The sequence below is a fragment of the Ruegeria sp. SAZD013 genome, assembly GCF_059612525.1.
Map to the genome: position 1 here is coordinate 35,300 of NZ_JBXWQT010000021.1, position 24,558 is coordinate 59,857.

Here is a 24,558-nt window from a genome sequence, read left to right on the forward strand (position 1 = left end):
GAGGTTTATCTAAGCGCGATTCCGCGCCTTGACAAGCAGGAAATGCTGCATTTGCAGGGATCACAGCGGCGTAACCGCTGCAACCTCGGATGGGGGCAGGTCGGCGACCATCTGGGAAACCGTGCGATCAAGCACGGGGTGGCGCCAGTCGGGCACAATATCCGCCATCGGCACAAGCACAAAAGCGCGGTCCTGAAGGCGCGGATGCGGCAGGATCAACTGTTCCGGTGCTTCTTGCCGCTGTGCCTCGGGCGGCAGAGTCAGCCAGCGGTCGAACAGGGCGCGGTCGGGCAGAATCTGATCGCCATAGCACACAAGATCCAGATCCAGCGTCCGCATTCCCCAGCGCTGCACCCGTTCACGACCGAACTGGTGTTCAACCTCGTGCAGTACGCGCAAAAGCTGGGCCGGGGATTTGTCGGTTTCGATCAGCACAGCCGCATTCACGTAGTCCGGACCAGCGCCAGCGGGGAAGCAGGGTGTCGCAAAAAACCGGCTGACAGAGCGAATCACTACGCCCTGTTGCGAAAGTGCGTCAATTGCGCGCTGTAGCGTTACAGCGGGCCCATTTCCTCTCAGATCGAGATTTGCGCCCAATGCCACAACCGCATTTGGCAAAGAATTGTACATATGCTACCCTATATTCGACACATTGCATACTTGCGATAACCGACAAAAGTTCTAATTATAAGCCCACCAGAGTGCGCCATATTATAACTCACACACTCACTCACGTAACGCGGCGCAATCTGGATTATACCGGAAGGACCTATTTATGTTTTATAAGGACGAACGGCTAGCGCTGTTCATCGACGGCTCGAATCTTTATGCCGCGGCAAAAGCACTCGGTTTTGACATAGACTACAAACTTCTGCGGCAGGAATTCATGCGCCGTGGCAAGTTGCTTCGGGCTTTCTACTATACAGCGCTGCTTGAAAACGACGAGTATTCACCGATCCGCCCATTGGTTGACTGGCTTCATTACAACGGCTTCACCATGGTCACAAAACCGGCCAAGGAATACACCGACAGCATGGGGCGTCGGAAAGTCAAAGGAAACATGGATATCGAGCTGACGGTCGATGCCATGGAACTGGCACCGCGTGTGGATCATATCGTGCTGTTCTCGGGTGACGGGGATTTCCGCCCGCTGATCGCCAGCCTGCAACGTCAGGGCGTTCGCGTATCAGTCGTGTCGACCATCCGCAGTCAGCCGCCGATGATTTCGGACGAACTGCGCCGCCAGGCCGACAACTTCATCGAGTTGGAAGACCTGCGCGACGTAATCGGTCGCCCGCCGCGTGAAATGCCGGCAGAGCATCGCAGCGTCGCGGTTGCAGGCGGCAGCTGATCCGGCACCACTGCCTGTTGATGGGAATAATTCGCGCGGTCAGGACCGGGGTCCTGGCCGCGCTTCTTTAACTAAGGATTGGTGCTGAAACATCCTCTGACTAACAACGATTCGTGTCAGATGAATGACAATGTCCTGTCTGGACCAAGGCCGGGAAAAGACTTACCTGTGCCCTAAGGAGACAGCCGAATGACCAAGCCGCCACTGACACTTTACCTGGCCGCCCCGCGCGGGTTCTGCGCCGGTGTGGACCGCGCCATCAAGATCGTTGAAATGGCCCTGCAGAAATGGGGGCCGCCGGTCTATGTGCGCCACGAGATCGTGCATAACAAATTCGTGGTCGACGGGTTGCGGGCCAAAGGGGCTGTGTTTGTCGAAGAACTGCATGAATGCCCCGATGACCGCCCGGTGATCTTTTCCGCCCATGGTGTTCCGAAATCGGTACCCGCCGAAGCCGCGCAACGTGAGATGATCTATGTGGATGCCACCTGTCCCCTGGTGTCGAAGGTTCATGTCGAGGCGCAGCGCCATGCGGATGCGGGATTGCAGATGATCATGATCGGCCACAAGGGCCATCCCGAAACCGTTGGCACGATGGGACAGTTGCCAAAGGGTGATGTGCTGCTGGTCGAAACGGTCGAGGATGTGGCCACCGTGCAGGTGCGCGACCCCGACAAGCTGGCCTTTGTCACCCAGACCACCCTGTCAGTGGATGATACCAAGGACATCATCGCAGCCCTTCAGGACCGGTTCCCGGCCATTGTCGGGCCGCATAAGGAAGACATCTGTTATGCCACCACCAACCGGCAGGAGGCCGTGAAGGCCGTGGCCCCCAAGGCCGATGCGCTTCTGGTTGTGGGAGCTCCGAACTCGTCAAACTCCCGCCGTCTGGTCGAGGTTGCCTCACGCGAGGGGTGCAAATACGCGCAGCTGGTCCAGCGTGCGACCGAGATCGACTGGCGCGCTTTGCAGGGCATCGAAAGCGTTGCGGTGACCGCAGGCGCATCGGCCCCGGAATTGCTGGTGAACGAGGTGATCGACGCCTTCCGCGACCATTACGATGTCACTGTCGAGCCGGTCGAGACCGCAACCGAAAACGTCGAGTTCAAAGTACCGCGCGTGTTGAGGCAACCGGCGTGACCGGCGTGCCGAAGGCGCCGCTTTATCTTGGGTTGGCGGGACTGGTCCCGTTTGTCTGGGGCGCGCTGACATATCTGAACGGCGATCTGAACGACTGGGGCACGCATACATTTGGCCCGCGCTTTGTCGGGCCTTATGTGCAGCTGTTCTATGGCTCGGTCATCCTGAGCTTTATGTCCGGTGTTCTGTGGGGGTTTGCCACCAAGACCTCGAGCAGCAAGGCAGCGCTGTGTTATGGGCTGTCGGTCCTGCCTGCGCTGTGGGCCTTTGCCATGACGGGCGGCGGGCCGGTCACTGCGGGCACCAATCTGATCTACGGGTTCACTGGCTTGCTGCTGCTGGACGCCCTGTTTTCATACTGGCGGCTGACGCCGGTCTGGTGGATGCAGCTGCGTATCCTGCTGACCGCGGTCGTTCTGGCCAGCCTAGCCGTCGGAGTGTACCTGTGAGCGACAAACGCACAATTGATGCCTATACGACCAGAGTAAACGAATATCTGGCCATTCCTTTACCAGCCGAACAGCTCAAGACCCGTCAGGAATTTGCCGATGCGGTCGGTGCGGGCGGTTATGTGCTGGATCTGGGGTCAGGACCCGGATCGGACAGCGGTTTCCTGATGCGTCAGGGGCTGAAGGTGCGGGCGCTGGATGCCACCCCCGCCTTTGTCGAACATGCCCGCCGGAACGGGGTGGACGCGCATCTGGGCACGTTCGACGACGTTACCGAAACCGCCGAATATGATGGCGTCTACGCCAGTTTTTCCCTGCTGCACGCGCCGCGTGCGGATTTTCCGCGTCACCTGAAAGCGATCCACACGGCCCTGAAGCCCGGAGGCCAGCTGTTTCTGGGCATGAAGCTGGGCACGGGCGAGCATCGTGACGATCTGGACCGCTATTACACCTATTACTCGGAAGCCGAAATCCGAGAGGCGCTGACCCAGGCCGGGTTCACGGTTGACCGCACGGTCGAAGGAATGGGCAAGGGTCTGGCCGGGTCGTACGACGGGTTTATTCTGGTGTTCGCCCATGCCTGAGTTGTTTGCCTATACAGATGGCGCCTGTTCCGGCAATCCCGGCCCCGGAGGCTGGGGCGTGCTGCTGCGCGCGAAGAACGGGGACAGGGTTCTGAAAGAGCGGGAACTGAACGGGGGCGAGGCCGAGACGACCAACAACCGGATGGAGTTGCTGGCTGCCATCAGCGCGCTTGAGACGCTGGAGCGCCCGTCGAAGATCACCATTGTCACCGACAGCGCCTATGTGAAGAACGGCGTCACCGGCTGGATATTCGGCTGGAAGCGGAATGGCTGGAAAACCTCGAACAAGAAGCCGGTCAAGAATGTCGATCTGTGGCAGCGTCTGGACGAGGCGCAGGAACGACATGATGTGACATGGGAATGGGTCAAGGGCCATGCGGGCCATCCCGAAAACGAAAAGGCCGATGAACTGGCCCGCGCAGGCATGGCGCCCTTCAAGCCGAAAAAGGCGCAGGCGTGAGCGCGCTGACGCTGCTGGATTATGCCTCGGTTCTGATCTTTGCGCTGACCGGGGCGCTGGTGGCCAGCCGGGCGCAGCTGGATCTGGTGGGTTTTGCTTTCATGGCCTGCCTGACCGCAGTTGGCGGCGGCACGGTACGCGATCTGTTGCTGGACCGGCACCCGATCTTCTGGGTCGGCCAGCCGGATTACATCCTGATCGCCGTCGCGGCGGCGGTGTTTGTATTCTTTACCGCGCATCTGGTGGAAAGCCGCTATAACTGGCTGGTCTGGCTGGACAGTTTCGCGCTGTCAGTCGCCGTTGCGGCCGGAACCGGTGCCGCGTTGTCACTGGATCAGCCCGGTATCATCGTCGTGCTGATGGGAGTGACGACCGGGTGTCTGGGCGGGCTGATGCGCGACGTGGTCTGCAACGAGGTGCCGCTGGTGCTGAAACAGGGCGAACTTTACGTCTCGTGCGCGTTTGTGGGGGCGTTGACGGCGGTACTTGCGGTCAGGCTGGGGCTGGAGCCCGCCTTTGTATTGGGCCTGTGCGCTATTGTGTGCTGGGCCTTGCGGGCCGGGTCGCTGGTGTTTGGCTGGCAGTTGCCCGTCTACAAAAGCCGCCCGCCCCGAAACTGAACCTGTCGGTGGACGCGACCGGGGCGGGCTGATAGCTGTTTGGAACGCGCAGCCCGGAGGCCAAATGCCGTTCAGACTTACATCGATTGCGGTCTCACTGGCTTTGCTGGCCTCATGCGGCGCATATTATGCACCCGTCCGCTTTGTTGCTGAGGGTGACCGGATCATCGCCTCGGGCACGATTGACGAAACAACGCTGTCCGCTTTCGAAGACGTCACCGCCGAAAACCCCAAAGCGCGCACGCTGGTGCTGCAATATATCGAGGGGTCGGTGGATGACGACGCCAATGTCATCTTCAGCCGAGAGGTGCGCAAGGCCGGGTTCGATACCGTTGTGCCCTCGGACGGTCTGGTTGCCAGCGGCGGCACCGATCTGTTTCTGGCCGGACATCGCCGCGTTTTGCAACCGGGGGCCTGTGTCGGTGTTCACAGCTGGGCCGGATCGGGGCTGGTGGCCACGGAGCTGCCCAAGGATGACCCGGAACATGACCGCTATCTGGATTATTTCAGGGACATTGGCGTGGATGAGGCGTTTTACTGGTACACGCTGTATGCGGCCCCGGCCGACAGCATCCACTGGATGACCGCCGCCGAGGCGAACCGGTTCGATATGACGACGAAAGCCGCCCCGGCGCTTGGTTCAGCGCTGGAGTGCGACGAGCGCTGATCTGCTGCACTATCTTGTCGAGTGAAGGTTTCCAGGACGGAATGCGCGGCCAAGGAATATGCTAGCGGCGCAGGTAGGTCTGCCAGATCCAGATCACCAGCAATGCGCCCAGAACCGCGCCCACAAAGCCCGACATCCAGCCCATGACGGTTATCAGAAACCGCAGAACGAACCCTCCGATCAGGGCCCCGAAAACACCGATCAGCATGGTGGTTGGAATGTCCGCCTCGATCCGCATCAGGCGGGTGGCGAGGAACCCCGCGGCAGCGCCGATGATGATCAGGGCGACGACGGGCATGTCATTTTCGCCAATGGGTCGGCACGATGATCAGCGCGCCGATAGACGAGATCACCGCATCCAAACCCGGAGGGCCAAAGCTGATACCGAACATGATGCGGATGAAGTAGAACAGGAACGCCCCGCCCACGCAGATGATGATCGACTGAAGATAGCCGTTATGGGTGAACCCGGTCTGTTCGGACAGATATCCGACGATCCCGGCAATCACGACGGTCCCCATCATCACCATGAACATCGGGCTTCTCCTAGGTCAGGCGGGTGCCGGTGGGAATGGGCCAGCCCCGCAGGAAGGTTTCCCTATCCTGCGCGCCTTTACCCGCCCGTTGCAAGCGCAGCAGTTCGACCGCGCCCCGACCGCAGGCCACGTGCAGGTCGTCGTTCAGAACCTCACCCGCTGCGCCCTGCCCGTCTGCCAGCCGCGATGCCAGCAGCTTGATGCGTTCGCCATTCATTTCGGTCCACGCGCCGGGAAAGGGTGACAGCCCGCGAATTTGCCTGTCGACCTCAACCGCCGGGCGCGTCCAGTCGATGCGGGCCTCGGACTTGTCGATCTTGGCGGCATAGGTCACGCCATCCTCGGGCTGCGGTTCCGGTGTGAGATCCGGCAGCTTGGCCAGAGCCTCGACGATCAGCGCGGCCCCCATGGCCGAGAGCCGGTCATGCAGATGCGCGGTGGTTTCTTCAACCTCAATCGCGGTTGCCTGTCGCAGCAGGACCGGGCCGGTGTCCAGACCGGCCTCCATCTGCATGATGCAGATCCCGGTTTCGGCATCGCCGGACATGATCGCCCGGTGGATCGGGGCGGCACCGCGCCAGCGCGGCAGCAGGCTGGCGTGGATGTTCAGGCAGCCGTGTCGCGGCGCGTCCAGAATGGGTTGCGGCAGGATCAGGCCATAAGCGACGACGACGGCGATATCGGCGTTCAGCGCGGCAAACGCGGTCTGTTCGTCAGCAGATTTCAGAGAGGTTGGGTGGCGGACGGGCAGGCCCAGCGCCTCGGCCCGGGCGTGAACCGGTGTCGGGCGGTCTTTCTTGCCACGTCCGGCGGGGCGCGGGGGCTGGCAGTAGACGGCGGCGATGTCGTGCCCGGCCCTGACGAGTGCGTCCAGCACCGGGACCGAAAAATCGGGGGTTCCCATGAAGATGATGCGCATCGTTGGCTCCGGCGGTTGGGACAGGTGCCGGGCTGAAACCCGGCCTACGGTTTTCAGGTTTGTTTGCGGGCCTTGCGCAGCAGCATGTCACGTTTGACCTTGCTGAGCCGGTCGAAATACATCCGTCCGTTCAGGTGGTCGATCTGGTGCTGCACGCTGGTCGCATCGATCCCGACGAAATCGCGGCGGTCCAGCATGCCATGTTCGTTCAGGAACTTCACGGTCACCGCGCGCGGGCGTTTGATTGTGGCCGAGACGCCGGGCAGGTTCGGGCTGGCCTCTTCATGTTCGCGCAGCTCGATCGAGCTGTGCAGGATTTCCGGGTTTGCCAGACGCACGGCCCGGCCCCGTTCGGCAGAGCCGTCAACAACGGCAAGCCGCAGCATCACCCCGATCTGTGGCGCGGCAAGACCGACGCCGGGCATCGCCTCCATCGTGTCGATCATGTCGTCCCAGATGGCGCGGACCTCATCGGTGATCTCGGGCACCTCATCCGCCTTGGTGCACAGGCGCTTGTCAGGCCATGGCAGGCAGGTACGAACGGTCATGCACGGGCCCGTTCGCGTTTGAGCTTTTGCATCTTGCGGGTGATCATCTGCCGTTTCAGCGGCTTGAGATAGTCGATGAACAGCTTGCCGTCCAAGTGATCGATCTCGTGCTGAACGCAGGTGGCCCAGAGCCCGTCAAAGGTTTCCTGTTGCAGGTTTCCGTCGCGGTCCATCCAAGTCACATCGACCACTTTGGGGCGCGTCACCTCGGCGTATTGATCAGGGATCGACAGGCAGCCTTCCTCGTAGACATTGGTTTCTTCCGAGGCCGCGATGACCTGCGGGTTGAACATGATCAGCGGGCGCGGCGCCTCGCCTTCTTCCTTAATGCAATCCAGCACGATCAAGCGATCCAGCACGCCGATCTGTGGCGCGGCGAGGCCAACACCCGGGGCGTCATACATCGTTTCCAGCATATCATCGGCCAGTGCGCGCAGGTCGTCCGTGAGATCGGCCACGGGGGCGCAGACCTTCTTGAGACGGGGGTCGGGATAGATCAGGATGTTACGTTTCATGAGGCTGATTTAGGGCATCGTGCCCCGCGCCGCAACGCCCCCCTTGCACCTGCCTGAATTGCGGTTAGCTTTCGACCATCAGAATGGAGCTGACATGACTTTCAACGACCAGATCGACCGCCGGGGCACCAACAGTACCAAATGGGACAAGATGGAGATGCTGTACGGCGTCTCGCCCGAGGACGGGCTGGCCATGTGGACGGCCGATTCCGATTACCCGACGGCCCCTTGCGTGATCGACGCAGTACGCAAGGCCGCAGATCACGGCGTGTTCGGGTATTCCTGGGCGCACCCGGAGTATCTGGCCTCGGTCCAGTGGTGGATGAAAACCCGCCACGACTGGGAAATTGACACGGACTGGGTTCTGACGTCTCAGGGTCTGGGCAATGCTATTGCCCTGTCGCTGGATGTCTGGACCGAGCCTGGCGATCGCATCGTGACCTTCACCCCTGTCTACCATGAGTTTGCCCATAAGGTGAACAAGGCGGGCCGCCGGGTTGTGGAATGCCCGCTGGTGCGCGACGGCGACAGCTATGGGCTTGATCTGGAGGATGCGCAGTCGCGGCTGGACGGGTCCGAGAAGATGTTGCTGTGGTGTTCGCCGCAGAACCCGTCGGGCCGGGTCTGGACGCCAGAGGAACTGCGCGCCGTGGCCGCATTTGCCGAGCGCAACGGGCTGATCCTTGTGTCAGACGAGATTCACCACGATCTGGTCTATCCCGGTGCCAAGTTTGTGCCGATGGATGTGGCGGCCCCGGATGCGCGGCCTTGGACGGTGACGCTGACAGCGGCATCGAAGACCTTTAACATCGCCGGGCAGCGCACCGGCAACATGATCATTCCCGACCCCAAACTGCGCGAGGCGATGAAGCATCGGTTGACAACGCTGGATTATGGCCCCAGCGCGTTGGGTGTGGCGATGATCACCGCCGCCTACAGCCCGGCCGGCGCGGAATGGGCAGATGCCCAGATCGCGCATCTGGAGGAAAACCGGCGTCTGTTCGACCAGACCATCGCCGCGATTCCGGGCCTTTGGTCGATGCCCTTGCAGGCGACCTATCTGGCCTGGGTCGACTTTTCCGGCACCGGCATGGATCACACCGAGTTTGTCCGCCGCCTGCGCGAGGATGCGCGGATTGCAACCTCGTCCGGGCCCGGCTTTGGCACTGGCGGAGAAACGTTTGAACGGTTCAACCTGGCCACACAACGGGCGCGGGTCGAGGACGCCTGCGCGCGGCTGAAGCGGGCCTTTGGCGACCTGCAATAAGCCAAGCGGTGGCTGGTTTGACTGGCCTCACGATGAACCGCGCCTGCTGTCCGGGCGCGGACCCGAATTGTGAATTCCAAATCGATAGCCAGCCCTACGGCATGGTGGGCGTCACCCTGACCGAACCCGGGACGATGAAAATCCGAGCCTAGTCTTCGTAGCCCAGCAGTGCGATGGGCGCATCCGGGGCGCGGTAGAAATCCAGCGGTGCCTTGTCATGGGCGGCGGTGCTGCGCTTGAATTCGTATCGCATCTCTCCGCCTTCATCCTGATCGGCAATGATCAGGCATTGATACATAAGATTGGCCCCGTCATAGATATCGACCAACCCGCGCAGGCGCGGTGTTGTTTCCGCCTCAACCGTGAAACCATCTTTCCACAATTTGAGAATTTTATAGGTATTGTCGCCCATTTGGACACGAAGGCGACTGGCCTTTTTCAATGTGGCGATTCGGGCCGCATCCAACTCGGCGCGTATTTCCTTTGAAACATAAGTACTCATTAAATCATTCCCCCGCTAATGACCTCTATTGTGCGGGAACTGTTGTAAAAATCCAGTGAACGCGTTCACGGAACTGGCTATGCCTGCGGTTTGTTGCACAGAAATCCCAGCATTGGCTGTGCGCGCATGCAGGTCTTGTGCGCGGGCAAATGCATAGGAACGGGCGGGGCTTGGACCTATCTTTGACCAAACGCCTGTGCGGAGGATGAGATATGGGCCTGCTGGTCGACGGAAAATGGCAAGACACCTGGTATGACACCAAATCCACCGGTGGCGCATTCAAACGCAGCGCGGCGCAGTTTCGCAACTGGCTGACCGCCGATGGCCGCGCGGGACCGTCGGGCAAAGGCGGGTTCCGGGCCGAAGCCGGGCGGTATCACCTGTATGTCAGCCACGCCTGCCCCTGGGCGCATCGCACCCTGATCTTTCGCGCGTTGAAAGGGCTGAGCGATCTGATCCCGGTTTCGGTCGTGCATCCCGACATGCTGGACCAGGGCTGGACCTTTGAGGTGGATGATCACGGTGCCACGGGTGACGGTCTTTACGGGCTAAGCCACGCACATCAGATCTATACCAAGGCGGATCCGTCCTATTCCGGTCGCGTCACGGTTCCGATCCTGTGGGACAAGGTGCAGGAGACCATCGTTTCGAACGAAAGTTCGGAAATCATCCGCATGTTCAATTCGGCCTTCAACGATATCACTGGCAATACGGACGATTACTGGCCCGAGGCGATGCGGGACGAGATCGAAGAGGTCAACACGCGCATCTATTCAGACGTCAACAACGGCGTCTACAAGTCGGGCTTTGCCACCACGCAGGACGCCTATGACGCTGCCGTACACCCATTGTTCGACACGCTGGACTGGCTGGAGGAGCGTCTGGCCCGGAACCGTTACCTGATGGGGGATCGGATCACCGAAGCCGATTGGCGGTTGTTCACAACCCTGATCCGCTTCGACCCGGTCTATCACCTGCATTTCAAGTGCAACCGGCGGCGCCTGGTCGATTACCCGAACCTATGGGCCTATACGCGTGAGCTGTATCAATGGCCCGGTGTCGCCGAGACCGTGAACATGGCCCACATTGTGCGCCACTATCACTACAGCCATGACAGCATCAATCCGCACCGGATCATTCCGGTGAACCCGGTACTGGATTACATGGAGCCGCATGGACGCGGTCAGCGCCCCGCAGCGTAATGTTCGACCATCGCCGCCAGATCCTCTGGCGGCGTTTCGCTTTGAACATAGGCACAGGCATTGGGACTGTGCGCAAAAATCGACCCGTCGGAAAAGAAGGTGGTGTTGGTGACAAAAATCACCCGCGCCTCGGGGCGGCGATAGCTGGCAAAATCGGCCACAGCCAATGCGCTTCCGGTTTCCAGAACCAGATCCAACACGATGATATCAAAATCCGTGCCATAGAGCGCCAGAATGGCGGCCTCCTGAGCGTCAACCAGCGTGACTTCGGCGTCTTGCCGCTCCAGATGTCTTTTCCAGACCCGACCAAGGTCGGGGTTACTCTCAACAATCAGAACTTTCATTTGCAACAACCTCGGCACTTGGTATGGTGAGTGGTGCCGACCCCCGTGGTCCGTGATCTCGTTATTTCCTTAACAAAGTGTTAACAGCAGCCGCACGCTAGCGTGTTCGGGCGGATTTGCTTGTGTAAATGGCAAAAATCCGCTTGAAGCACCCGAAACCGGTCAATCCCCGCAGAGAGAGCAAATGAGTACACTTGATCACGGCTTGGACCCCCGCGCAGTTCGCGACCACGGCGGGGGGCTGGACAGGGCGATTGTCAGGTATGGTGGAACGCGCGCAGATTGGATCGATCTGTCGACCGGAATCAATCCGCATCCTTACGCAGTCGCGGGCCTGACCGCCGGAGATTGGGCCGAATTGCCGGATCACGGTGCCTTTGAACGGCTGAGTGATGCGGCCCGCAGGTTCTGGAACGTGCCGCAGGGGGCTGAGATCCTGCCGGCACCCGGTGCATCGGCTGTCATCTCTCGCATTCCGGCGCTGGCCGCGCCAGGGCGTGTCCAGATCACACCGCCCACCTATAACGAACACGCCGCCGCCTTTTCGGCGCAGGGGTGGCGTGTTCAGCCTGAGGGCGTGGCTGACGCCCGCGTGATCGTGCATCCAAATAACCCGGACGGACGTATCTGGCAGGAAAGCGACGTCTCGGCCCCGCTGACCGTGATCGACGAGAGCTTTTGCGATGTCACGCCAGAGGTATCGTTGATCCATCTGGCGGAACGTCCCGGCGTGATCGTGCTGAAGAGCTTTGGCAAGTTCTGGGGGCTGGCCGGGATGCGGCTTGGGTTTGCCATCGGGCGGCCTGAACTGATCAACCGCCTGAACGACCTGACCGGACCCTGGTCAGTGTCCGGCCCGGCCCTGCGGGTTGGGACACAGGCCCTGTCGGACGATGACTGGGCCGATGCCACACGCGCGCGACTGGCGGCTGAGGCGGCCCGGCTGGATGCGCTGATGCTGACCAGCGGCGCGGATATCGTCGGTGGTACCAGCCTGTTTCGTCTGTATCGGGTCGATGACGCCTTGGGGTGGCAGGACAGGCTGGCCCGCGCCCATATCTGGAGCCGTATCTTTCCCTATTCAGCAACCTTTCTGCGTCTGGGTCTGCCGCCAGAAAAGGGATGGGACAGGCTGGAGGCCGCACTGTGAGCCCTGCCCTGATGCTGGTCTGCGCCCTGTGTCTGGACGCGGCACTGGGAGAGCCCGATTGGCTCTGGTCCCGCGTCAAACACCCGGCGGTGATGATCGGCAACCTGATCGGCTGGCTGGACAAGTGCCTGAACCACGGAAGCAGACGGAGGCTGAAAGGGGTGGCCGTGCTTGCCCTTCTGATCTGCGGCGCATGGGGCCTTGGGTGGGGTCTGTCCCAGCTGGGGCCGGTCGTTGAAATTCTTGGCTGCGCAATCCTGTTGGCGCAAAAGTCGCTGGTTGCCCATGTCCGCGCGGTTGGTGACGGGTTGCAAACCTCGCTGGAAGACGGACGGGCGCAGGTGGCTATGATCGTCTCGCGCGACACGCAGGATATGACCGAAGCACAGGTGGCGCGTTCCGCCATCGAAAGCGCGGCAGAGAACCTGAGCGACGGGGTCATCGCGCCTGCCATCTGGTTTCTGGTCGCGGGGCTTCCGGGGTTGCTGGTGTACAAGGCGGTGAACACCGCCGACAGTATGATCGGTTATCGCACCGAAACGTACCGCGATTTTGGCTGGGCCGCGGCCCGGTTCGACGACCTGCTGAACCTGATCCCTGCCCGACTGACCTGTGTGATGATCGTGGCGCTGTCCGGCCAATGGTCTCGCTGGTCTGAGATGGTGCGGGATGCGCAACGCCATATCTCACCCAACGCTGGCTGGCCCGAGGCCGCCATGGCCCGCGCCCTGAATGTCGCGCTGGCTGGCCCGCGCAGCTATGACGGGAAGGTGCGCGACCTAGCCTGGGTCAATGGCGACGCCCCGCGCGAGATCGGCGCATCAGAAGTTTTTCGCGCATGTGACATGCTCTGGCGGGTTTGGGGGCTTGCGCTTGGGCTCGTGTCAGTGTGGGTTGGGGCCAAACTGATATTCTGACGGACCTTTTCATGCGTATACTCTCTGGCCTGATCGCCGCTGCCCTGTTCACCTCACCTGCGCTGGCGCAATGTGGCGGTGGTTTTAATTCCTTTGTCAAAGGGCTGAAGGCCGAGGCCGTGCAGCAGGGTTTGGACAAATCAGCGGTGAACGGGTTCTTTGACGGGGTGCAGCAGGACAGCGCCGTGCTGAAGGCCGACCGGGCGCAGGGCGTTTTTCAGAAGCCCTTTGTTGAATTTTCCCGTCGTCTGATTTCGCAAAACCGGATCGAGCGCGGGCAAGCGATGTCGCGCAAATACGATGCGGTCTTTGATCGGATCGAGCGGGAATATGGCGTTTCCCGCGGGGTGCTGCTGGCCTTCTGGGCATTTGAAACCGATTACGGATCGTTTCAAGGCGACTTCAACACCCGCAACGCACTGGTAACTTTGGCGCATGACTGCCGCCGCCCGGAGCTGTTCCGGCCACAGATCTTCGCCGCCATCGAGCTGTATCAGAACGGTGATTTCGACCCGGCCCGCACCACCGGCGCATGGGCCGGAGAGATCGGCATGGTGCAGATGCTGCCGCGTGACATACTGGAAAACGGCGTCGATGGTGACGGTGACGGGCATGTCCGCCTGAAAAGCTCGGCACCTGATGCGCTGATGTCGGGGGCCAGAATGCTGTCCCATCTGGGATGGCGCGCGGGTGAGCCTTGGTTGCAGGAGGTCACCGTGCCCGCGCAGATGGATTGGTCCCTGTCCGGCCCCGGCAAACCGCGTTCGGTGGAGGAATGGCAGGCGATGGGCGTACAGGCGCGCGGCGGGTCCTTGGCCAACCTACCCGCCTCGCTGATCCTGCCACAGGGGCGCAACGGGCCTGCCTTTCTGGCCTATCCGAATTTCGATGTCTATTTCGAATGGAACCAGAGCTTTGTTTATGTTCTGACTGCCGCCTATTTCGGAACACGGCTTGAGGGCGGCCAGATCTATGATGCGGGCAATCCCGCGCAGGGCCTGAATGGCGCACAGATGAAACAGTTGCAGACCAAGCTTCAGGCCAAAGGATATGATGTCGGCAAGATCGACGGGATTCTGGGGTCAGGGACGCGAGCTGCGACGCAGGCGGAACAGAAACGTCTGGGCCTGCCTGCGGACGCATGGCCAACGATGGAATTGCTGGAAAAACTCTGATCCAGCGGCCCGCACCGCTGCGGTATGGCGCAAAACCCCAAGATTATTCGACGATATCGGCACCGACGCCGCTGATTATGTGACCGGATATTTCTCGGGGTCAATTCCATGTCTTTGACAGACAATATCAATGTAACTTCCCTTTGGAGGAATACCACCGAATTTGCTGCGAATACCACTGCGGGTTTCGCCCTGGAAGTGGTGAAACCGGGCCCAATCGGGTTCGTAGTCTTCAATGTTCTCGACCGGGTCCAGAAACCCGCGACGCGGCCAATACAAATGCCAATGCTGGCCTCGGTCGATTTCACCGGTGACCCCCAGCGCCCAGCGGGTCACACTAGGGCCGGTTGTCGTCCACGGAAGATCGTAGAGCGTGATTGTCTCGCCCGCCTCATAGCGTTTGACCAGTTTTTCGATGCGGTCACTGCCCAACCAAAACGGGATCGGGACTTCTGACTCAAGGAAATTCAGGATCAGCTTCAAGGCCAGAGATGTCTTGGGAAGGCGCAACACGCAATTGTTCATCGCCTTGTTGCGCCAGACGACACCAAACAGATAGTCCGGTGGAACATCCAGCGGCCGGACGCAGTAGATATCCAGATCAACCCACACATAGTCGGTTTTTTGCAACATGTGGATCCGGAAGATGTCTGAATAGACCGCCATCCGTCTCCGGCCACCGGTCAGGTTTTCCGTGGTTTCATCCGCATAGATTTCGCGGGCATCATGAACGACGACGCCGTCGGGAACATCTATGTTCATATCCAGCACGTACAGGTGGAAGACATAGCCATGATCCAGAAAAGACTGAATACATACTCTTTCAACGCAAGATAACGGCGCACCAAACCAGAAACTTGCAACTTGAAAATCCAAAACAGCACCTCTTGCCCAAAGCCGAAACGGGATCGCTGCTGCACTAGCGAAGCGGTGTGTGGCTCGTCAACCGCGGCTGCTGTTTTGGCGCGACTTACCCTGCCTTGCGTCAGCGCGTTGTGTCGAGGTGCCCACAGTTTGGTTCTGGCCCCTCATTGGGCGCGCATTTTTGGGCTGGTGTCCCCAACAAAGCCGTTGACGTCTGCCGCGGGTTCAGATTGCTGCGCGGGTTGGTCCGTTGCCAACATGGCCGGCCCAAATTGTGACTTCTTTATTTGGGCCGCACCGGGTACCTATCCCCTTTCTGATCGATCAGGATCAGCCGCTCGCCACTGTGGACATACAGGTCGCAGCGGCTGAACCCGTTGCGGTACGCAATGCAGACGGAACCGTCATCGGCGATGGCGTAGGTTCCAAAGGCGGAATCTCCTCCCGCGTAGGTATAGGAATAGGCCCCACCGGCCGAAAACTTGGCCTGACCATCATCGTAAAAGGTCAGCGTCTGGCCTGCGAGGGCGTCAAGCTCGGCCACTGTCAGCGGGACATCGCCGGGTTTGACAGGCCAGTCGGCGGCGACAACCGGGGTGGCGGCGATGAGGGCGGAGATCAGGAAACGCGTCATGAGGCCAAGGTAGCGCGTTATGCCTGCAATCATCATAACGTTGCGGTGAGCGGTCAGGCCACCATCTGCTCGGCCTTCTTCAGATCGACCGAAACCAGCTGGCTGACGCCCTGTTCCTGCATGGTGACGCCGAACAGACGATCCATGCGCGCCATGGTCACCGCGTGGTGGGTGATGATCAGGAAACGGGTGTCAGTCTGGCGGCACATCTCGTCCAGCAGATCACAAAAACGGGTGACGTTGGCATCGTCCAGCGGCGCGTCGACTTCGTCCAGCACACAGATCGGGGCCGGGTTGGCCAGGAAAACGCCAAAGATCAGCGCGGTCGCGGTCAGGGTCTGTTCGCCGCCCGACAGCAGGCTGAGGGTCGAGAGTTTCTTGCCCGGCGGCTGACACATGATTTCCAGCCCCGCATCCAGCGGGTCATCGCTTTCAACCATGACCAGATTGGCTTCGCCCCCACCAAAGAGATGCTTGAACAGCATCGCGAAGTTCGAGTTCACCTGTTCAAACGCGGTCAACAGACGCTCGCGCCCTTCGCGGTTGAGGCTGGAGATGCCACTGCGCAGAGCTTTGATCGCCTCTTCCAGATCGGCCTTTTCACTGCTGAGCGTGTCAAATTCTTCCTGAACGTCCTTGCTGTCTTCCTCGGCCCGCAGGTTCACCGCGCCCATGGCGTCACGCTGGCGTTTGTGGCGGTTCACTTCGGCTTCCAGCGCATCCGCGGCGGGCATCTGGTCGGGGTTGACGTCCAGCTGGTTCAGCAACTGGTTCGGGGTCAGTTGCTGGTCTTCGGCAATCCGTTCTGCCGCCGCAAGCACGCTTTCCTTTGCCGCTTCACTGCGCGCCTCGGCTGCGGCGCGGTTTTCGCGGGCTTCTGAGGCCAGGCGTTCGGCCTCACGCTCGGCCGTCACCACTTCGCGCAACTGTGTTTCTGCTTCGGCCAGCTTGTCAGCGGCATCGGCCCGCCGGGCTTCGGCGGCTTCGATCAACTCGTTCAGCTCTTCCCGCGCCTCGGCGATTTCGCCGGGGACGGCCATAGCCTCGGTCAGTTCCTCTTCCGAACTTTCCTTGCGCTCGGCCAGTTCCGAAATCCGTTTCTCGGCCGTTTCCAGACGGTGCCGCCAGCCGCTCAGGTCCTTGGTGACCTCCTGCGTGCGTCGGGTGCGGGCGTCGCCTTCACGGCGCAGCTCATCATGGGTCGAGCGGTGGGTCAGCATGGTGATCCGCGCTGCCTCGACCGTCTGCTTGATGTCTTCAACCTCGGCGCGGGCGCTGGCAAGATCACCCAGGTCGTTCAGCGCCGCCTCGGCCTCGCGCAGTTGCACGCGGGCGGACATGGCGTCTTCCTTGTGACGGTCTACGGCGAGGGCCAGGGTTTCCAGCTTGCCCTGCGCGAGGTTGCGATCGGCCTCGGCGCGGCTGAGCAGGCGTGCGGTTTCGGCCATGCGCTGATCGGCGGCACGGCGGGCTTCGCGCGCGCGTCGGTCGGCCTCGGTCACGTCCGCCAGTTGCCGCGACAGGGTTTCATGCGCGGCGCGGGCGCCGCCGGCCTGCGCCTCGGTGCGGGCCAGTTCCTGTTTCAGCGCCTCAAGCTTGTTGAGCTGCTCCAGTCGCAGCGCCGCCGCACTTGGCGCATCCTCGGCCCAGGCGCGGAACCCGTCCCAGCGCCACAGATCGCCCGAGCGGGACACAAGACGCTGGCCCGGCTTCAACGACGCCTGCAACCGCGCGCCCTTATCCGCATCGACCAGCCCGATCTGCGCGATGCGACGGCTGAGCCTGTCCGGCCCTGACACGTGCAGCGCCAGCGGGTCGACCCCATCGGGCAAGGGCTGATCGCTGTCATACCCTGCCACCTGAACCCAGCCGGACGGGCCGTCACCTTCGACCAGCGGCGCACGGAGGTCATCGGCCAAGGCTGCTCCCAGCGCCTTCTCAAAACCCGGTTCCACGCGCAGCAGGTCCATCACCTGCCCGCCCTCGGCCGTGTCGCGGTCCACCAGCTTGGCAAGCGCAGTGGTTTCGGCGCGGATTGCACCCAATTCGCCTTCGGCCTCGGACCGTTGCGCGCGCGCCTCGGCTTCGCGGGCCTGCGTTTCATTGCGCAGCTCATCCGCGGCGGCCAGCGCCTCTTCGGCGGCCTCGGCGGCTTCGCGGGCTTCTTCCTCGCTTTCCTGCGAAGTTTCAAACGCCACGCTGGCACGGGTCAGGGCTGTTTTGGCCTCATCCACGGCCAGGCGGGCTTTTTCTTCTTCGCCCTCAGAGCGTGCCAGCGTCTTGCGGCTGTCTTCGACCAGACGCTGCGCCGACTGGTGACGGGCGACCAGACGCGCCATATCTTCGGTCTGCTGCGACAGGTGGTCTTCGCGGTCCTGAAGGATCGACGCGGCTTCGCGGGCAATTTCTGCGGCTTCCGCCACCTTCGCGTCATGCCCTTCGGCAGCCTTGGCCAGTTCACGGGCTTCCCATTCCAGCCGTTCGATCATCTGGCCCGCATCGCGGTTCAGGCCGGTTTCCCGGTCGATATCCTTGCCGAGTTGATGAATGCGGCTGGTCAGTGTTTCAATGGTCTGGCGCGCGCGGGTTTCCTGATCGGTCAGTTGATCGCGCTGCACCTGCTGGCGTTGCAGGACAGCGGCGGCGATGGCCTCTTCCTCGCGCAGAGGGGGCAGGGTTTCTTCGATCCCGGCCCTTTTTGCTGCTGCGGCGCGGGCTTCGGCCTCGGCGCGGGAGGCCTCGGAAATCCGGGCCCGCAGCTTGTCTTCAGCCTGCTGGCGGGCCATGTCGGCCTCTTTCCAGCGGCGATAGAGCAGCATCCCCTCGGCCTGACGCAGCTGTTCGCCGATTTCGCGATAGCGTGCGGCCTGACGGGCCTGACGGGCCAGTTGCGCAAGCTGCCCGCCCAACTGCTCGAGCACGTCATCGACGCGGGTCAGGTTGGCCTCGGTCGCTTTCAGCTTCAACTCGGCCTCATGCCGGCGTTGATACAGCCCCGAGATCCCGGCGGCCTCTTCCAGAATGCGACGGCGGGCGCGGGGTTTGGCGCTGATCAGCTCGGCGATGCGGTTCTGCCCCACAAGCGCGGGGGAATGGGCACCGGTCGAGGCATCCGCAAACAGCATCTGCACATCGCGCGCGCGCACATCCTTGCCGTTGGTCTTGTAGGCGCTGCCGACATCGCGGGTGATCCGGCGCACGATTTCAAGCTGGTCGGTGTCATTGAACCCCGCGGGTGCCAGACGTTCGGAATTGTCCATGGTCAGGACAACTTCGGCGAAATTGCGGGCGGGCCGTGTGGCGGCACCGGCAAAGATCACATCCTCCATCGCGCCGCCGCGCATGGATTTGGGGCGGTTTTCCCCCATCACCCAGCGCAAGGCTTCAAGAAGGTTGGACTTGCCACAGCCATTCGGACCCACCACACCGGTCAATCCGTCCGCGATGATCAGATCGGTCGGATCAACAAAGCTTTTGAAGCCGGTCAGTTTGAGCTTGCTGAAACGCAATGGCCGCGTGTCCCGTGATTCCTATGAATTGAAAGTCTGCGCAAGGGATGGGGTCCGAGTCAACGCAGTTGCGCAGGATATGGGATATCAGTGCAAGTTATCCACAACATCTTGCCGAAATGCGCAGGAACACGCGTATGTCAGTATGGGCTGCATTCAAAGACCTGATAGCCGCTGTCGCCTCCGACATTTTCGTAGATACCATAGTCGATACATTCATATCTGGGCGTCGAGACGGCAGTCAGCAGCAGCCGTTCCCCCGCCTCGCGGTCACAACCCAGAACACCAACCGTGACAGCCGCGTCGCCCAGCACGTCGAGGATCGGGCAGCCCGAAATCTGCGCCATGGCCAGCGCGGCGCGATCCCGAACAGGGCCAAGCCGCGGGGCGTATTGCGCGTTGATCCGCACCGCCTCGGCCAGATCGCCGCGCACGCGCACGTCGAACACACTGCCGTTCACCGCCACGCGGGTGGCAGGAACCTCGCGGAAATGCGGGGTTCCGGCGGCGCAGGCGGCCAGCAGAAGAGGTGCGAGAAACCGGATCATGCCGCAGAGTTGCAGCATATTGGTTAACAGAACATTTCCGGACGTCAGGCGCGCAGAACCTCGCCCAACCGGCGGATGCCTTCGCGGATCGTCGCCTCGTCCGAGTTCGAGAAGCTGAGCCGGATCGTGTTTGCCCCGCTGCCGTCTGGGAAAAACGCCTGCCCCGGCACAAAGGCCACTTTCACCGTATCCAGCGCATGCGCCAGCAGGTCAGACCCGCTGATCCCCGCCGGGAGTGTCACCCAGACGAACATACCGCCTTCGGGGCGCGTCCACGCCACCCCGTCGGGCATGTGCTGTTGCAGCGCATCCAGCATCGCATCACGGCGCGCGCGGTAAGTGTCGCGCACTTTCGGGATATGGGTGTCAAAGCACGCTTCCGCGACCTGATGCACGGCCATCTGGTTGATGGTCGCCGAATGCAGATCCGCCGCCTGTTTCAGCAGAACCATCTGCGAGATGATCGGCTTGGCCGCAACGACCCACCCCATGCGCAGACCCGGTGACAGGGTTTTCGAGAAGCTGCCACAGTATATCGTCCGGCAGTTTTCGATCGACCCCTTGCGCGCCTGTTCCAGAGCCAGGATCGGCGGGATCGGATCACCGTCATAGCGCAGCGCCTGATAGGCACCGTCTTCGATCAACGCGCAGTCCAGTTCGTCTGTCAGGTCCAGCAAGGCCTCACGGCCCGGGCGGGTCAGGGTTTCGCCTGTCGGGTTGGCAAAATCGGGCGACAGATAGGCGAATTTCACGGCGCCATTCCCTGCCGCAGCCCTGAATTCATCGGCCCCCTTGTTGCCATTGAGCCGGTCAAAGCGCGGCTCATATGCGTTGAACGCGGCAAGAGCGCCCAGATAGGTGGGCCACCCGACCAAGGCCGTGTCGCCGGGGGACAAGAACAGCTTGCCCAGATAATCCAGCGCCTGCTGCGAGCCCGAGGTGATCAGGACGTTATCCATGTCACATTCCACCCCGATCTCGCGCATGTGCTGCACCAGCCACCGGCGCAGGGGCGCATAGCCTTCGCTGACCGAATACTGCAGCGCCTGCGCCTGCATGTCCGGCCCCAATGCCTGCTGAAACGCCTGCGCGAAAGCCTCAGCCGGGAAAAGCGCGGGGTCCGGAATGCCACCGGCAAACGAAATGATACCGGGCTGATCGAGCAGTTTCAGCAGCTCGCGGATTTCTGACGCCTTCATCCGGGAGGCCCGGGTGGCAAACAATGGGTGTTGGGACATGAGGCTCCTCCGATCTCATTTCGGCGCAGCCTATGCTTTATCAAATTAAAGTCAACACTTCTGACCTAATATTTCAGCGGATTTGACCGGGTATTCTTGAACAGCCCCCCTGTCCATGGTCAAATGAGTTGACCAATTTCGGAACGAACCATGCCTTTTCAGAAAGTTCAGACGGAAAAACTGTCGCTTGCGGTCGTTCGCCAGATCGAGCTGTTGATCCTGCGCGGCATCCTGCGCCCCGGTGAGCGTCTGCCGCCCGAGCGTGAGTTGGCCGAACGGATGGGCGTGTCGCGCCCGTCCCTGCGCGATGCGGTGTCCGAGCTTCAGGAACAGGGGTTGCTGACAACAAAAGCCGGGTCCGGGATCTATGTGGCCGAGGTTTTGGGGTCGGCCTTTTCGCCAGCGCTGATCCGGTTATTCAGCAGCCATGACGAGGCCGTATTCGATTACCTGTCCTTTCGCCGCGACATGGAGGGGCTGGCGGCAGAACGGGCCGCGCGGCTGGGATCAGAGAGCGACCTGAAGGTTGTTCAGGCGATCTATGACAAGATGCGGGCGGCCCATGACCGGAACGCCGCGGACCAAGAGGCGCAGCTGGATGCCGAGTTTCACATGGCCATCATCGAAGCCAGCCACAATGTGGTGATGCTGCACATGATGCGGTCAATGTATGACCTGCTGGTGCAGGGAGTGTTCTATAACCGACGGACAATGTTCCGGCAGCGCGCGACCCGCGAGGCCATTCTGGACCAGCACAGCACTATCAACGCAGCCCTTCAGGCCCGCGATCCGGCAGCCGCACGTCAGGCCGTCGAAACGCATTTGAGCTTTGTCGAGCGCTGCATGATCGATCAGCAGAAGGCAGAGCGGAACGAGGCCGTTGCGCAGCAAAGGTTGCAGCACGAAACCCGTCAGGCCTAGCGCTTTCCGAAGGCCTTCCGGGAGCGGAGCTCAGGCGGCCCCGGTCTCGGCCTGGATCAGGTGTGACGGGAAGGGTGTGCCACTGCCTTCGCCCAGATCGTCATTCGGGGCGATGGTTGTCAGGGCCGGGTCGATGAACAGCCGCGCGCCCCGGTCCCTGAGGTGTTTATGCAGCATCACATGTTCGCACACGAGGTCGCCCTTTTCATCCCGGCAGGAATAGCGCAGGCCACGCAGGGCGCGTGTCTTGTACAATCCTGCGCCGCCAAAGGCGCTATCGACCGGTATCAGGGGCATATCGGACGGAATGTGATACTGGCGGTCGAAAACCGCTGATTTCAGCAGAACTTTCCGCCATTTGCGGCGCCCGAACAGGGGCTTGCGCGTTGTCCGAATTCTTTGCCAGACGTCTTCGTCGCACCAGCCTGCGCAGCGCAGGGCATAGATATCGTAATAGGCCGGTTTGGAATTGGCGAAGACACCTTCCCAGCGTGGTACGGAACGTTGTGCGGCCGTCAGAACCGTCTGAGCGTCCAGACAGACATTCGGCCCGTTCAGATCCAGCACCAAGGTCAGGTCGTGACCGCTGTCGCGTTCTTCCAGCCTGTTGAGGACAGCGTTTCTGGCCGCCGTGATGCGCTCGACCCGGTCTGGCAGTCTGGACGCCAGACCGTCCATGCGGACAAGGTCCACATTCGGGTCGCGGCGCGCGAATTCGGACAGAACCCGATCCGTACGATCGGTGTTGTCGTTTGTCGCAATGGTCACGGAATAGCGGTGCAAGCGGGTGGTCAGGTCTTCGATCCTGTTGATGCTTTCGATCAGCGCGGCCCCGCCGTTCCTGACCACTCCAACAATATTCATCGAAACGTCTTCGCCTGCCACGGCCCGTCTTTCCCTGTTCTTTTTGCACCCGTCGATCCCGAAGGGGACCTTCAGACCCTCAGAAGGGTACAGAATCCGGGTGATGTTGCGGTCAATACAATCAGCCCCGCCCCCAAAACAAAAGACCCGACAGCGCAATGCTCTCGGGTCATCTGCGTTTTTTACCTGTCGGTGTCCCCGTCAGTGCAGCTTGGCGCCCACATCTGCGATCGAGACCTCGATCAGCTTGTTCGCCTGCGCGGCTGTCATCTGCTTGGCCAGAACCGAGCCGGCAGCGGCAATCGCAACCGAAACGGCCTGATCGCGCACGTCTTTCACAGCCGAGGCTTCGGCCGAGGCAATCTGGTCCTGCGCAGCAGCCAGACGGCGTTCGATCGACTTTTCGAGATCGACCTTCGCCTGGTCCGCAGCCAGAGCCGCGTCCTGTTTGGCCGCCTCGACAATCGCGTCGGCCTGTGCCTGCACTTCACGCTGCTTGCGCTCGTACGAGGCCAGCAGGCTGCGTGCTTCTTCATGCAGGGCGCGGGCTTCGTCCAGCTCGGCCTTGATGCCTTCGGCACGGTTGTCCAGCGCACCGCCGATCATGCCCGGCACCTTGAAGTAGAACAGGACCGCGATGAAAACGATGAAGCCCAGAAGGACCACAAAGTCGGTGTTGCCAAGCGAGAAGAACGGGCCGCTTGCAGCCAGCGCGGGGCTGGCGGCACCAACGATCAGGATAAGGGCAAGAGTGTTCCGCATGTCACTTATCCTTTCATCTGCGTGTCAATGGCACTGTCGATGGCTTTGGCATCCGCCTCGCCGCCCAGCGCGGTGACCAGTTCAGCCGCCGTATCCTTGGCGACCACTTGAATGCTTTCCAGCGCACCGGCACGGATTTCGGCAATTGCCTTTTCCGATTCAGCCGCCTTTGCAGCGATTTCCGCATCCGCCCTGGCAATCGCGTCATCCAGACCAGCCTGGATTTCAGCACGGGCTTCGGCCGCGATACGCTGCGCTTCGGCACGGGCTTCGGCCAGCGCCTTGTTATAGGCCTCTTCGGCCTCGACCGCTTTGGCCTTCAGATCTTCGGCCGCAGCCAGGTCATTTGTAATGGTCCCCCGGCGCTCGGCCAGGATCGCCGCGATGCGGGGCAGAGCCACGCGAGACAGGACCAGAAAGATGACGACCAGCGTAATGACCAGCCAGAAAATCTGGTTGGGGAACCAATCGAAGCAGAGCTGCGGCATCCCGATGGCAGAGCCATGCGAGTCGACGCACGCGCCAACTACTTCTTCGCTAATGGGTTCAGTCGCCATGATGTCCTCCGTCGGAACGTTGTCTTTACAACAGGTGGGCCGCTATGGCTTGGACCCACCTGCGCGTAAGGATCAGGTTCCGCAGATTAGACGGCGAACATCAGCAGCAGCGAGACCAGGAATGCGAAGATCCCCAGGGCTTCTGCGAATGCGATACCGATGAACAGGGTTGCGGTCTGCGAAGCAGCCGCCGAAGGGTTGCGCAGGGCGCCGGCAAGGAAGTTGCCTGCAACGTTGCCCACCCCGATTGCGGCTGCGCCGGAACCGATTGCTGCCAGGCCTGCGCCGATGTGTGCGAGATCGCCTTCCATGATG

30 protein-coding genes are annotated in these 24,558 nt (G+C 61.4%); 13 read left to right on the forward strand and 17 right to left on the reverse strand.

Annotated elements, in window-relative coordinates; genetic code table 11:
- Positions 1–60: 60 nt before the first annotated feature.
- Positions 61–630, reverse strand: coding sequence for a 2-amino-4-hydroxy-6-hydroxymethyldihydropteridine diphosphokinase (gene folK / locus AC2FLU_RS11760; protein ID WP_480519471.1), 570 nt, complete (start codon positions 628–630; stop codon positions 61–63).
- 145 nt (positions 631–775) lie between these two features.
- Here folK and AC2FLU_RS11765 point away from each other — a divergent pair, with 145 nt between their 5' ends.
- The 7 genes from AC2FLU_RS11765 (at position 776) to AC2FLU_RS11795 (ending at position 5,271) form a co-directional block, all read left to right on the forward strand.
- Entirely contained in the window at positions 776–1,351 is a 576-nt protein-coding gene (locus AC2FLU_RS11765; RefSeq protein WP_209506211.1) for a LabA-like NYN domain-containing protein, read from the forward strand.
- A gap of 189 nt (positions 1,352–1,540) precedes the next feature.
- The gene (gene ispH, locus AC2FLU_RS11770) at positions 1,541–2,491 is read left to right on the forward strand and encodes a 4-hydroxy-3-methylbut-2-enyl diphosphate reductase (protein WP_480494643.1); all 951 of its coding nucleotides are present in this window, start codon (positions 1,541–1,543) and stop codon (positions 2,489–2,491) included.
- On the forward strand, positions 2,488–2,940 hold the full coding sequence (locus tag AC2FLU_RS11775) for a DUF3429 domain-containing protein (RefSeq protein WP_480519469.1): 453 nt from the start codon (positions 2,488–2,490) through the stop codon (positions 2,938–2,940). The genes ispH and AC2FLU_RS11775 overlap by 4 nt, the downstream gene beginning before the upstream one ends.
- Complete coding sequence (locus AC2FLU_RS11780) at positions 2,937–3,524, forward strand: class I SAM-dependent methyltransferase (RefSeq protein WP_480554730.1); 588 nt, start codon at positions 2,937–2,939, stop codon at positions 3,522–3,524. The genes AC2FLU_RS11775 and AC2FLU_RS11780 overlap by 4 nt, the downstream gene beginning before the upstream one ends.
- Positions 3,517–3,984 carry a ribonuclease HI gene (gene rnhA / locus AC2FLU_RS11785; protein WP_480519465.1) on the forward strand — a complete coding sequence of 156 codons (468 nt, stop codon included), beginning with the start codon at positions 3,517–3,519 and terminating at the stop codon, positions 3,982–3,984. The genes AC2FLU_RS11780 and rnhA overlap by 8 nt, the downstream gene beginning before the upstream one ends.
- Positions 3,981–4,604 (forward strand): trimeric intracellular cation channel family protein, encoded by a 624-nt coding sequence (locus AC2FLU_RS11790; RefSeq protein ID WP_480494648.1) that lies wholly within the window; start codon positions 3,981–3,983, stop codon positions 4,602–4,604. Before rnhA ends, AC2FLU_RS11790 begins: the two co-directional genes overlap by 4 nt.
- A gap of 64 nt (positions 4,605–4,668) precedes the next feature.
- Positions 4,669–5,271 (forward strand): COG3904 family protein, encoded by a 603-nt coding sequence (locus AC2FLU_RS11795; protein ID WP_480519463.1) that lies wholly within the window; start codon positions 4,669–4,671, stop codon positions 5,269–5,271.
- Positions 5,272–5,332: 61 nt separating this feature from the next.
- On the opposite strand, the gene AC2FLU_RS11800 is transcribed toward AC2FLU_RS11795, so the two are convergent.
- The 5 genes from AC2FLU_RS11800 to def (AC2FLU_RS11820) are packed head-to-tail and all read right to left on the reverse strand — an operon-like array spanning position 5,333 to position 7,789.
- Positions 5,333–5,569, reverse strand: coding sequence for a GlsB/YeaQ/YmgE family stress response membrane protein (locus AC2FLU_RS11800; RefSeq protein ID WP_480473887.1), 237 nt, complete (start codon positions 5,567–5,569; stop codon positions 5,333–5,335).
- A 1-nt stretch (position 5,570) separates the two neighbouring features.
- Positions 5,571–5,807 carry a hypothetical protein gene (locus AC2FLU_RS11805; RefSeq protein WP_267364066.1) on the reverse strand — a complete coding sequence of 79 codons (237 nt, stop codon included), beginning with the start codon at positions 5,805–5,807 and terminating at the stop codon, positions 5,571–5,573.
- Positions 5,808–5,817: 10 nt separating this feature from the next.
- Positions 5,818–6,726: a methionyl-tRNA formyltransferase gene (gene fmt, locus AC2FLU_RS11810; protein ID WP_496808216.1), complete on the reverse strand. Its 909-nt coding sequence runs from the start codon at positions 6,724–6,726 to the stop codon at positions 5,818–5,820.
- Positions 6,727–6,779: 53 nt separating this feature from the next.
- Positions 6,780–7,274, reverse strand: a complete 495-nt coding sequence (gene def, locus AC2FLU_RS11815; RefSeq protein ID WP_496808215.1) for a peptide deformylase — start codon at positions 7,272–7,274, stop codon at positions 6,780–6,782.
- Positions 7,271–7,789: a peptide deformylase gene (gene def / locus AC2FLU_RS11820; protein WP_480494658.1), complete on the reverse strand. Its 519-nt coding sequence runs from the start codon at positions 7,787–7,789 to the stop codon at positions 7,271–7,273. Before def (AC2FLU_RS11820) ends, def (AC2FLU_RS11815) begins: the two co-directional genes overlap by 4 nt.
- 94 nt (positions 7,790–7,883) lie before the next feature.
- On the opposite strand from def (AC2FLU_RS11820), the gene AC2FLU_RS11825 reads away from it, so the two are divergent.
- Positions 7,884–9,056, forward strand: a complete 1,173-nt coding sequence (locus AC2FLU_RS11825) for a MalY/PatB family protein (RefSeq protein WP_480554733.1) — start codon at positions 7,884–7,886, stop codon at positions 9,054–9,056.
- A 148-nt stretch (positions 9,057–9,204) separates the two neighbouring features.
- Here AC2FLU_RS11825 and AC2FLU_RS11830 read toward each other — a convergent pair whose 3' ends face one another.
- On the reverse strand, positions 9,205–9,558 hold the full coding sequence (locus tag AC2FLU_RS11830) for a hypothetical protein (protein WP_480494662.1): 354 nt from the start codon (positions 9,556–9,558) through the stop codon (positions 9,205–9,207).
- Between the two features lie 212 nt (positions 9,559–9,770).
- On the opposite strand from AC2FLU_RS11830, the gene AC2FLU_RS11835 reads away from it, so the two are divergent.
- Positions 9,771–10,760: a glutathione S-transferase family protein gene (locus AC2FLU_RS11835; protein WP_480554735.1), complete on the forward strand. Its 990-nt coding sequence runs from the start codon at positions 9,771–9,773 to the stop codon at positions 10,758–10,760.
- On the opposite strand, the gene AC2FLU_RS11840 is transcribed toward AC2FLU_RS11835, so the two are convergent.
- Entirely contained in the window at positions 10,742–11,104 is a 363-nt protein-coding gene (locus AC2FLU_RS11840) for a response regulator transcription factor (protein WP_209506176.1), read from the reverse strand. The two genes, AC2FLU_RS11835 and AC2FLU_RS11840, sit on opposite strands and share 19 nt — an antisense overlap.
- A gap of 184 nt (positions 11,105–11,288) precedes the next feature.
- On the opposite strand from AC2FLU_RS11840, the gene cobD reads away from it, so the two are divergent.
- From cobD to AC2FLU_RS11855, 3 genes are read left to right on the forward strand one after another with little or no spacing between them, the layout of a single operon-like run.
- The gene (gene cobD / locus AC2FLU_RS11845; RefSeq protein WP_496811988.1) at positions 11,289–12,254 is read left to right on the forward strand and encodes a threonine-phosphate decarboxylase CobD; all 966 of its coding nucleotides are present in this window, start codon (positions 11,289–11,291) and stop codon (positions 12,252–12,254) included.
- Positions 12,251–13,171 carry an adenosylcobinamide-phosphate synthase CbiB gene (cbiB, locus tag AC2FLU_RS11850; protein WP_496808214.1) on the forward strand — a complete coding sequence of 307 codons (921 nt, stop codon included), beginning with the start codon at positions 12,251–12,253 and terminating at the stop codon, positions 13,169–13,171. Before cobD ends, cbiB begins: the two co-directional genes overlap by 4 nt.
- A gap of 11 nt (positions 13,172–13,182) precedes the next feature.
- Entirely contained in the window at positions 13,183–14,346 is a 1,164-nt protein-coding gene (locus tag AC2FLU_RS11855; protein WP_496808213.1) for a lytic murein transglycosylase, read from the forward strand.
- 75 nt (positions 14,347–14,421) lie between these two features.
- Here the strand turns inward: AC2FLU_RS11855 and AC2FLU_RS11860 are convergent, their stop codons facing one another.
- The 5 genes from AC2FLU_RS11860 to AC2FLU_RS11880 all read right to left on the reverse strand — a co-directional run bounded on the left by AC2FLU_RS11860 (position 14,422) and on the right by AC2FLU_RS11880 (position 21,139).
- The gene (locus AC2FLU_RS11860) at positions 14,422–15,222 is read right to left on the reverse strand and encodes a hypothetical protein (RefSeq protein WP_496808212.1); all 801 of its coding nucleotides are present in this window, start codon (positions 15,220–15,222) and stop codon (positions 14,422–14,424) included.
- A 271-nt stretch (positions 15,223–15,493) separates the two neighbouring features.
- The gene (locus AC2FLU_RS11865) at positions 15,494–15,844 is read right to left on the reverse strand and encodes a hypothetical protein (RefSeq protein WP_480832594.1); all 351 of its coding nucleotides are present in this window, start codon (positions 15,842–15,844) and stop codon (positions 15,494–15,496) included.
- A gap of 53 nt (positions 15,845–15,897) precedes the next feature.
- Positions 15,898–19,353, reverse strand: coding sequence for a chromosome segregation SMC family protein (locus tag AC2FLU_RS11870; protein WP_496811989.1), 3,456 nt, complete (start codon positions 19,351–19,353; stop codon positions 15,898–15,900).
- A 140-nt stretch (positions 19,354–19,493) separates the two neighbouring features.
- Positions 19,494–19,919: a hypothetical protein gene (locus AC2FLU_RS11875; protein ID WP_496811990.1), complete on the reverse strand. Its 426-nt coding sequence runs from the start codon at positions 19,917–19,919 to the stop codon at positions 19,494–19,496.
- Positions 19,920–19,945: 26 nt separating this feature from the next.
- On the reverse strand, positions 19,946–21,139 hold the full coding sequence (locus AC2FLU_RS11880; protein ID WP_480554740.1) for an aminotransferase-like domain-containing protein: 1,194 nt from the start codon (positions 21,137–21,139) through the stop codon (positions 19,946–19,948).
- A gap of 150 nt (positions 21,140–21,289) precedes the next feature.
- Between AC2FLU_RS11880 and AC2FLU_RS11885 the strand changes: the two genes are divergently transcribed.
- A complete protein-coding gene (locus AC2FLU_RS11885) occupies positions 21,290–22,060 on the forward strand; it encodes an FCD domain-containing protein (protein WP_267365974.1) in 771 nt (256 codons plus the stop codon).
- A gap of 30 nt (positions 22,061–22,090) precedes the next feature.
- On the opposite strand, the gene AC2FLU_RS11890 is transcribed toward AC2FLU_RS11885, so the two are convergent.
- The 4 genes from AC2FLU_RS11890 to AC2FLU_RS11905 all read right to left on the reverse strand — a co-directional run bounded on the left by AC2FLU_RS11890 (position 22,091) and on the right by AC2FLU_RS11905 (position 24,554).
- Positions 22,091–22,924, reverse strand: a complete 834-nt coding sequence (locus tag AC2FLU_RS11890; protein WP_480494678.1) for a hypothetical protein — start codon at positions 22,922–22,924, stop codon at positions 22,091–22,093.
- Between the two features lie 201 nt (positions 22,925–23,125).
- Complete coding sequence (locus tag AC2FLU_RS11895) at positions 23,126–23,686, reverse strand: F0F1 ATP synthase subunit B (protein WP_480494680.1); 561 nt, start codon at positions 23,684–23,686, stop codon at positions 23,126–23,128.
- A 5-nt stretch (positions 23,687–23,691) separates the two neighbouring features.
- Positions 23,692–24,243: a F0F1 ATP synthase subunit B' gene (locus AC2FLU_RS11900; RefSeq protein WP_496715544.1), complete on the reverse strand. Its 552-nt coding sequence runs from the start codon at positions 24,241–24,243 to the stop codon at positions 23,692–23,694.
- 86 nt (positions 24,244–24,329) lie between these two features.
- Positions 24,330–24,554, reverse strand: coding sequence for a F0F1 ATP synthase subunit C (locus tag AC2FLU_RS11905; RefSeq protein ID WP_005981269.1), 225 nt, complete (start codon positions 24,552–24,554; stop codon positions 24,330–24,332).
- Between the last annotated feature and the right edge of the window lie 4 nt (positions 24,555–24,558).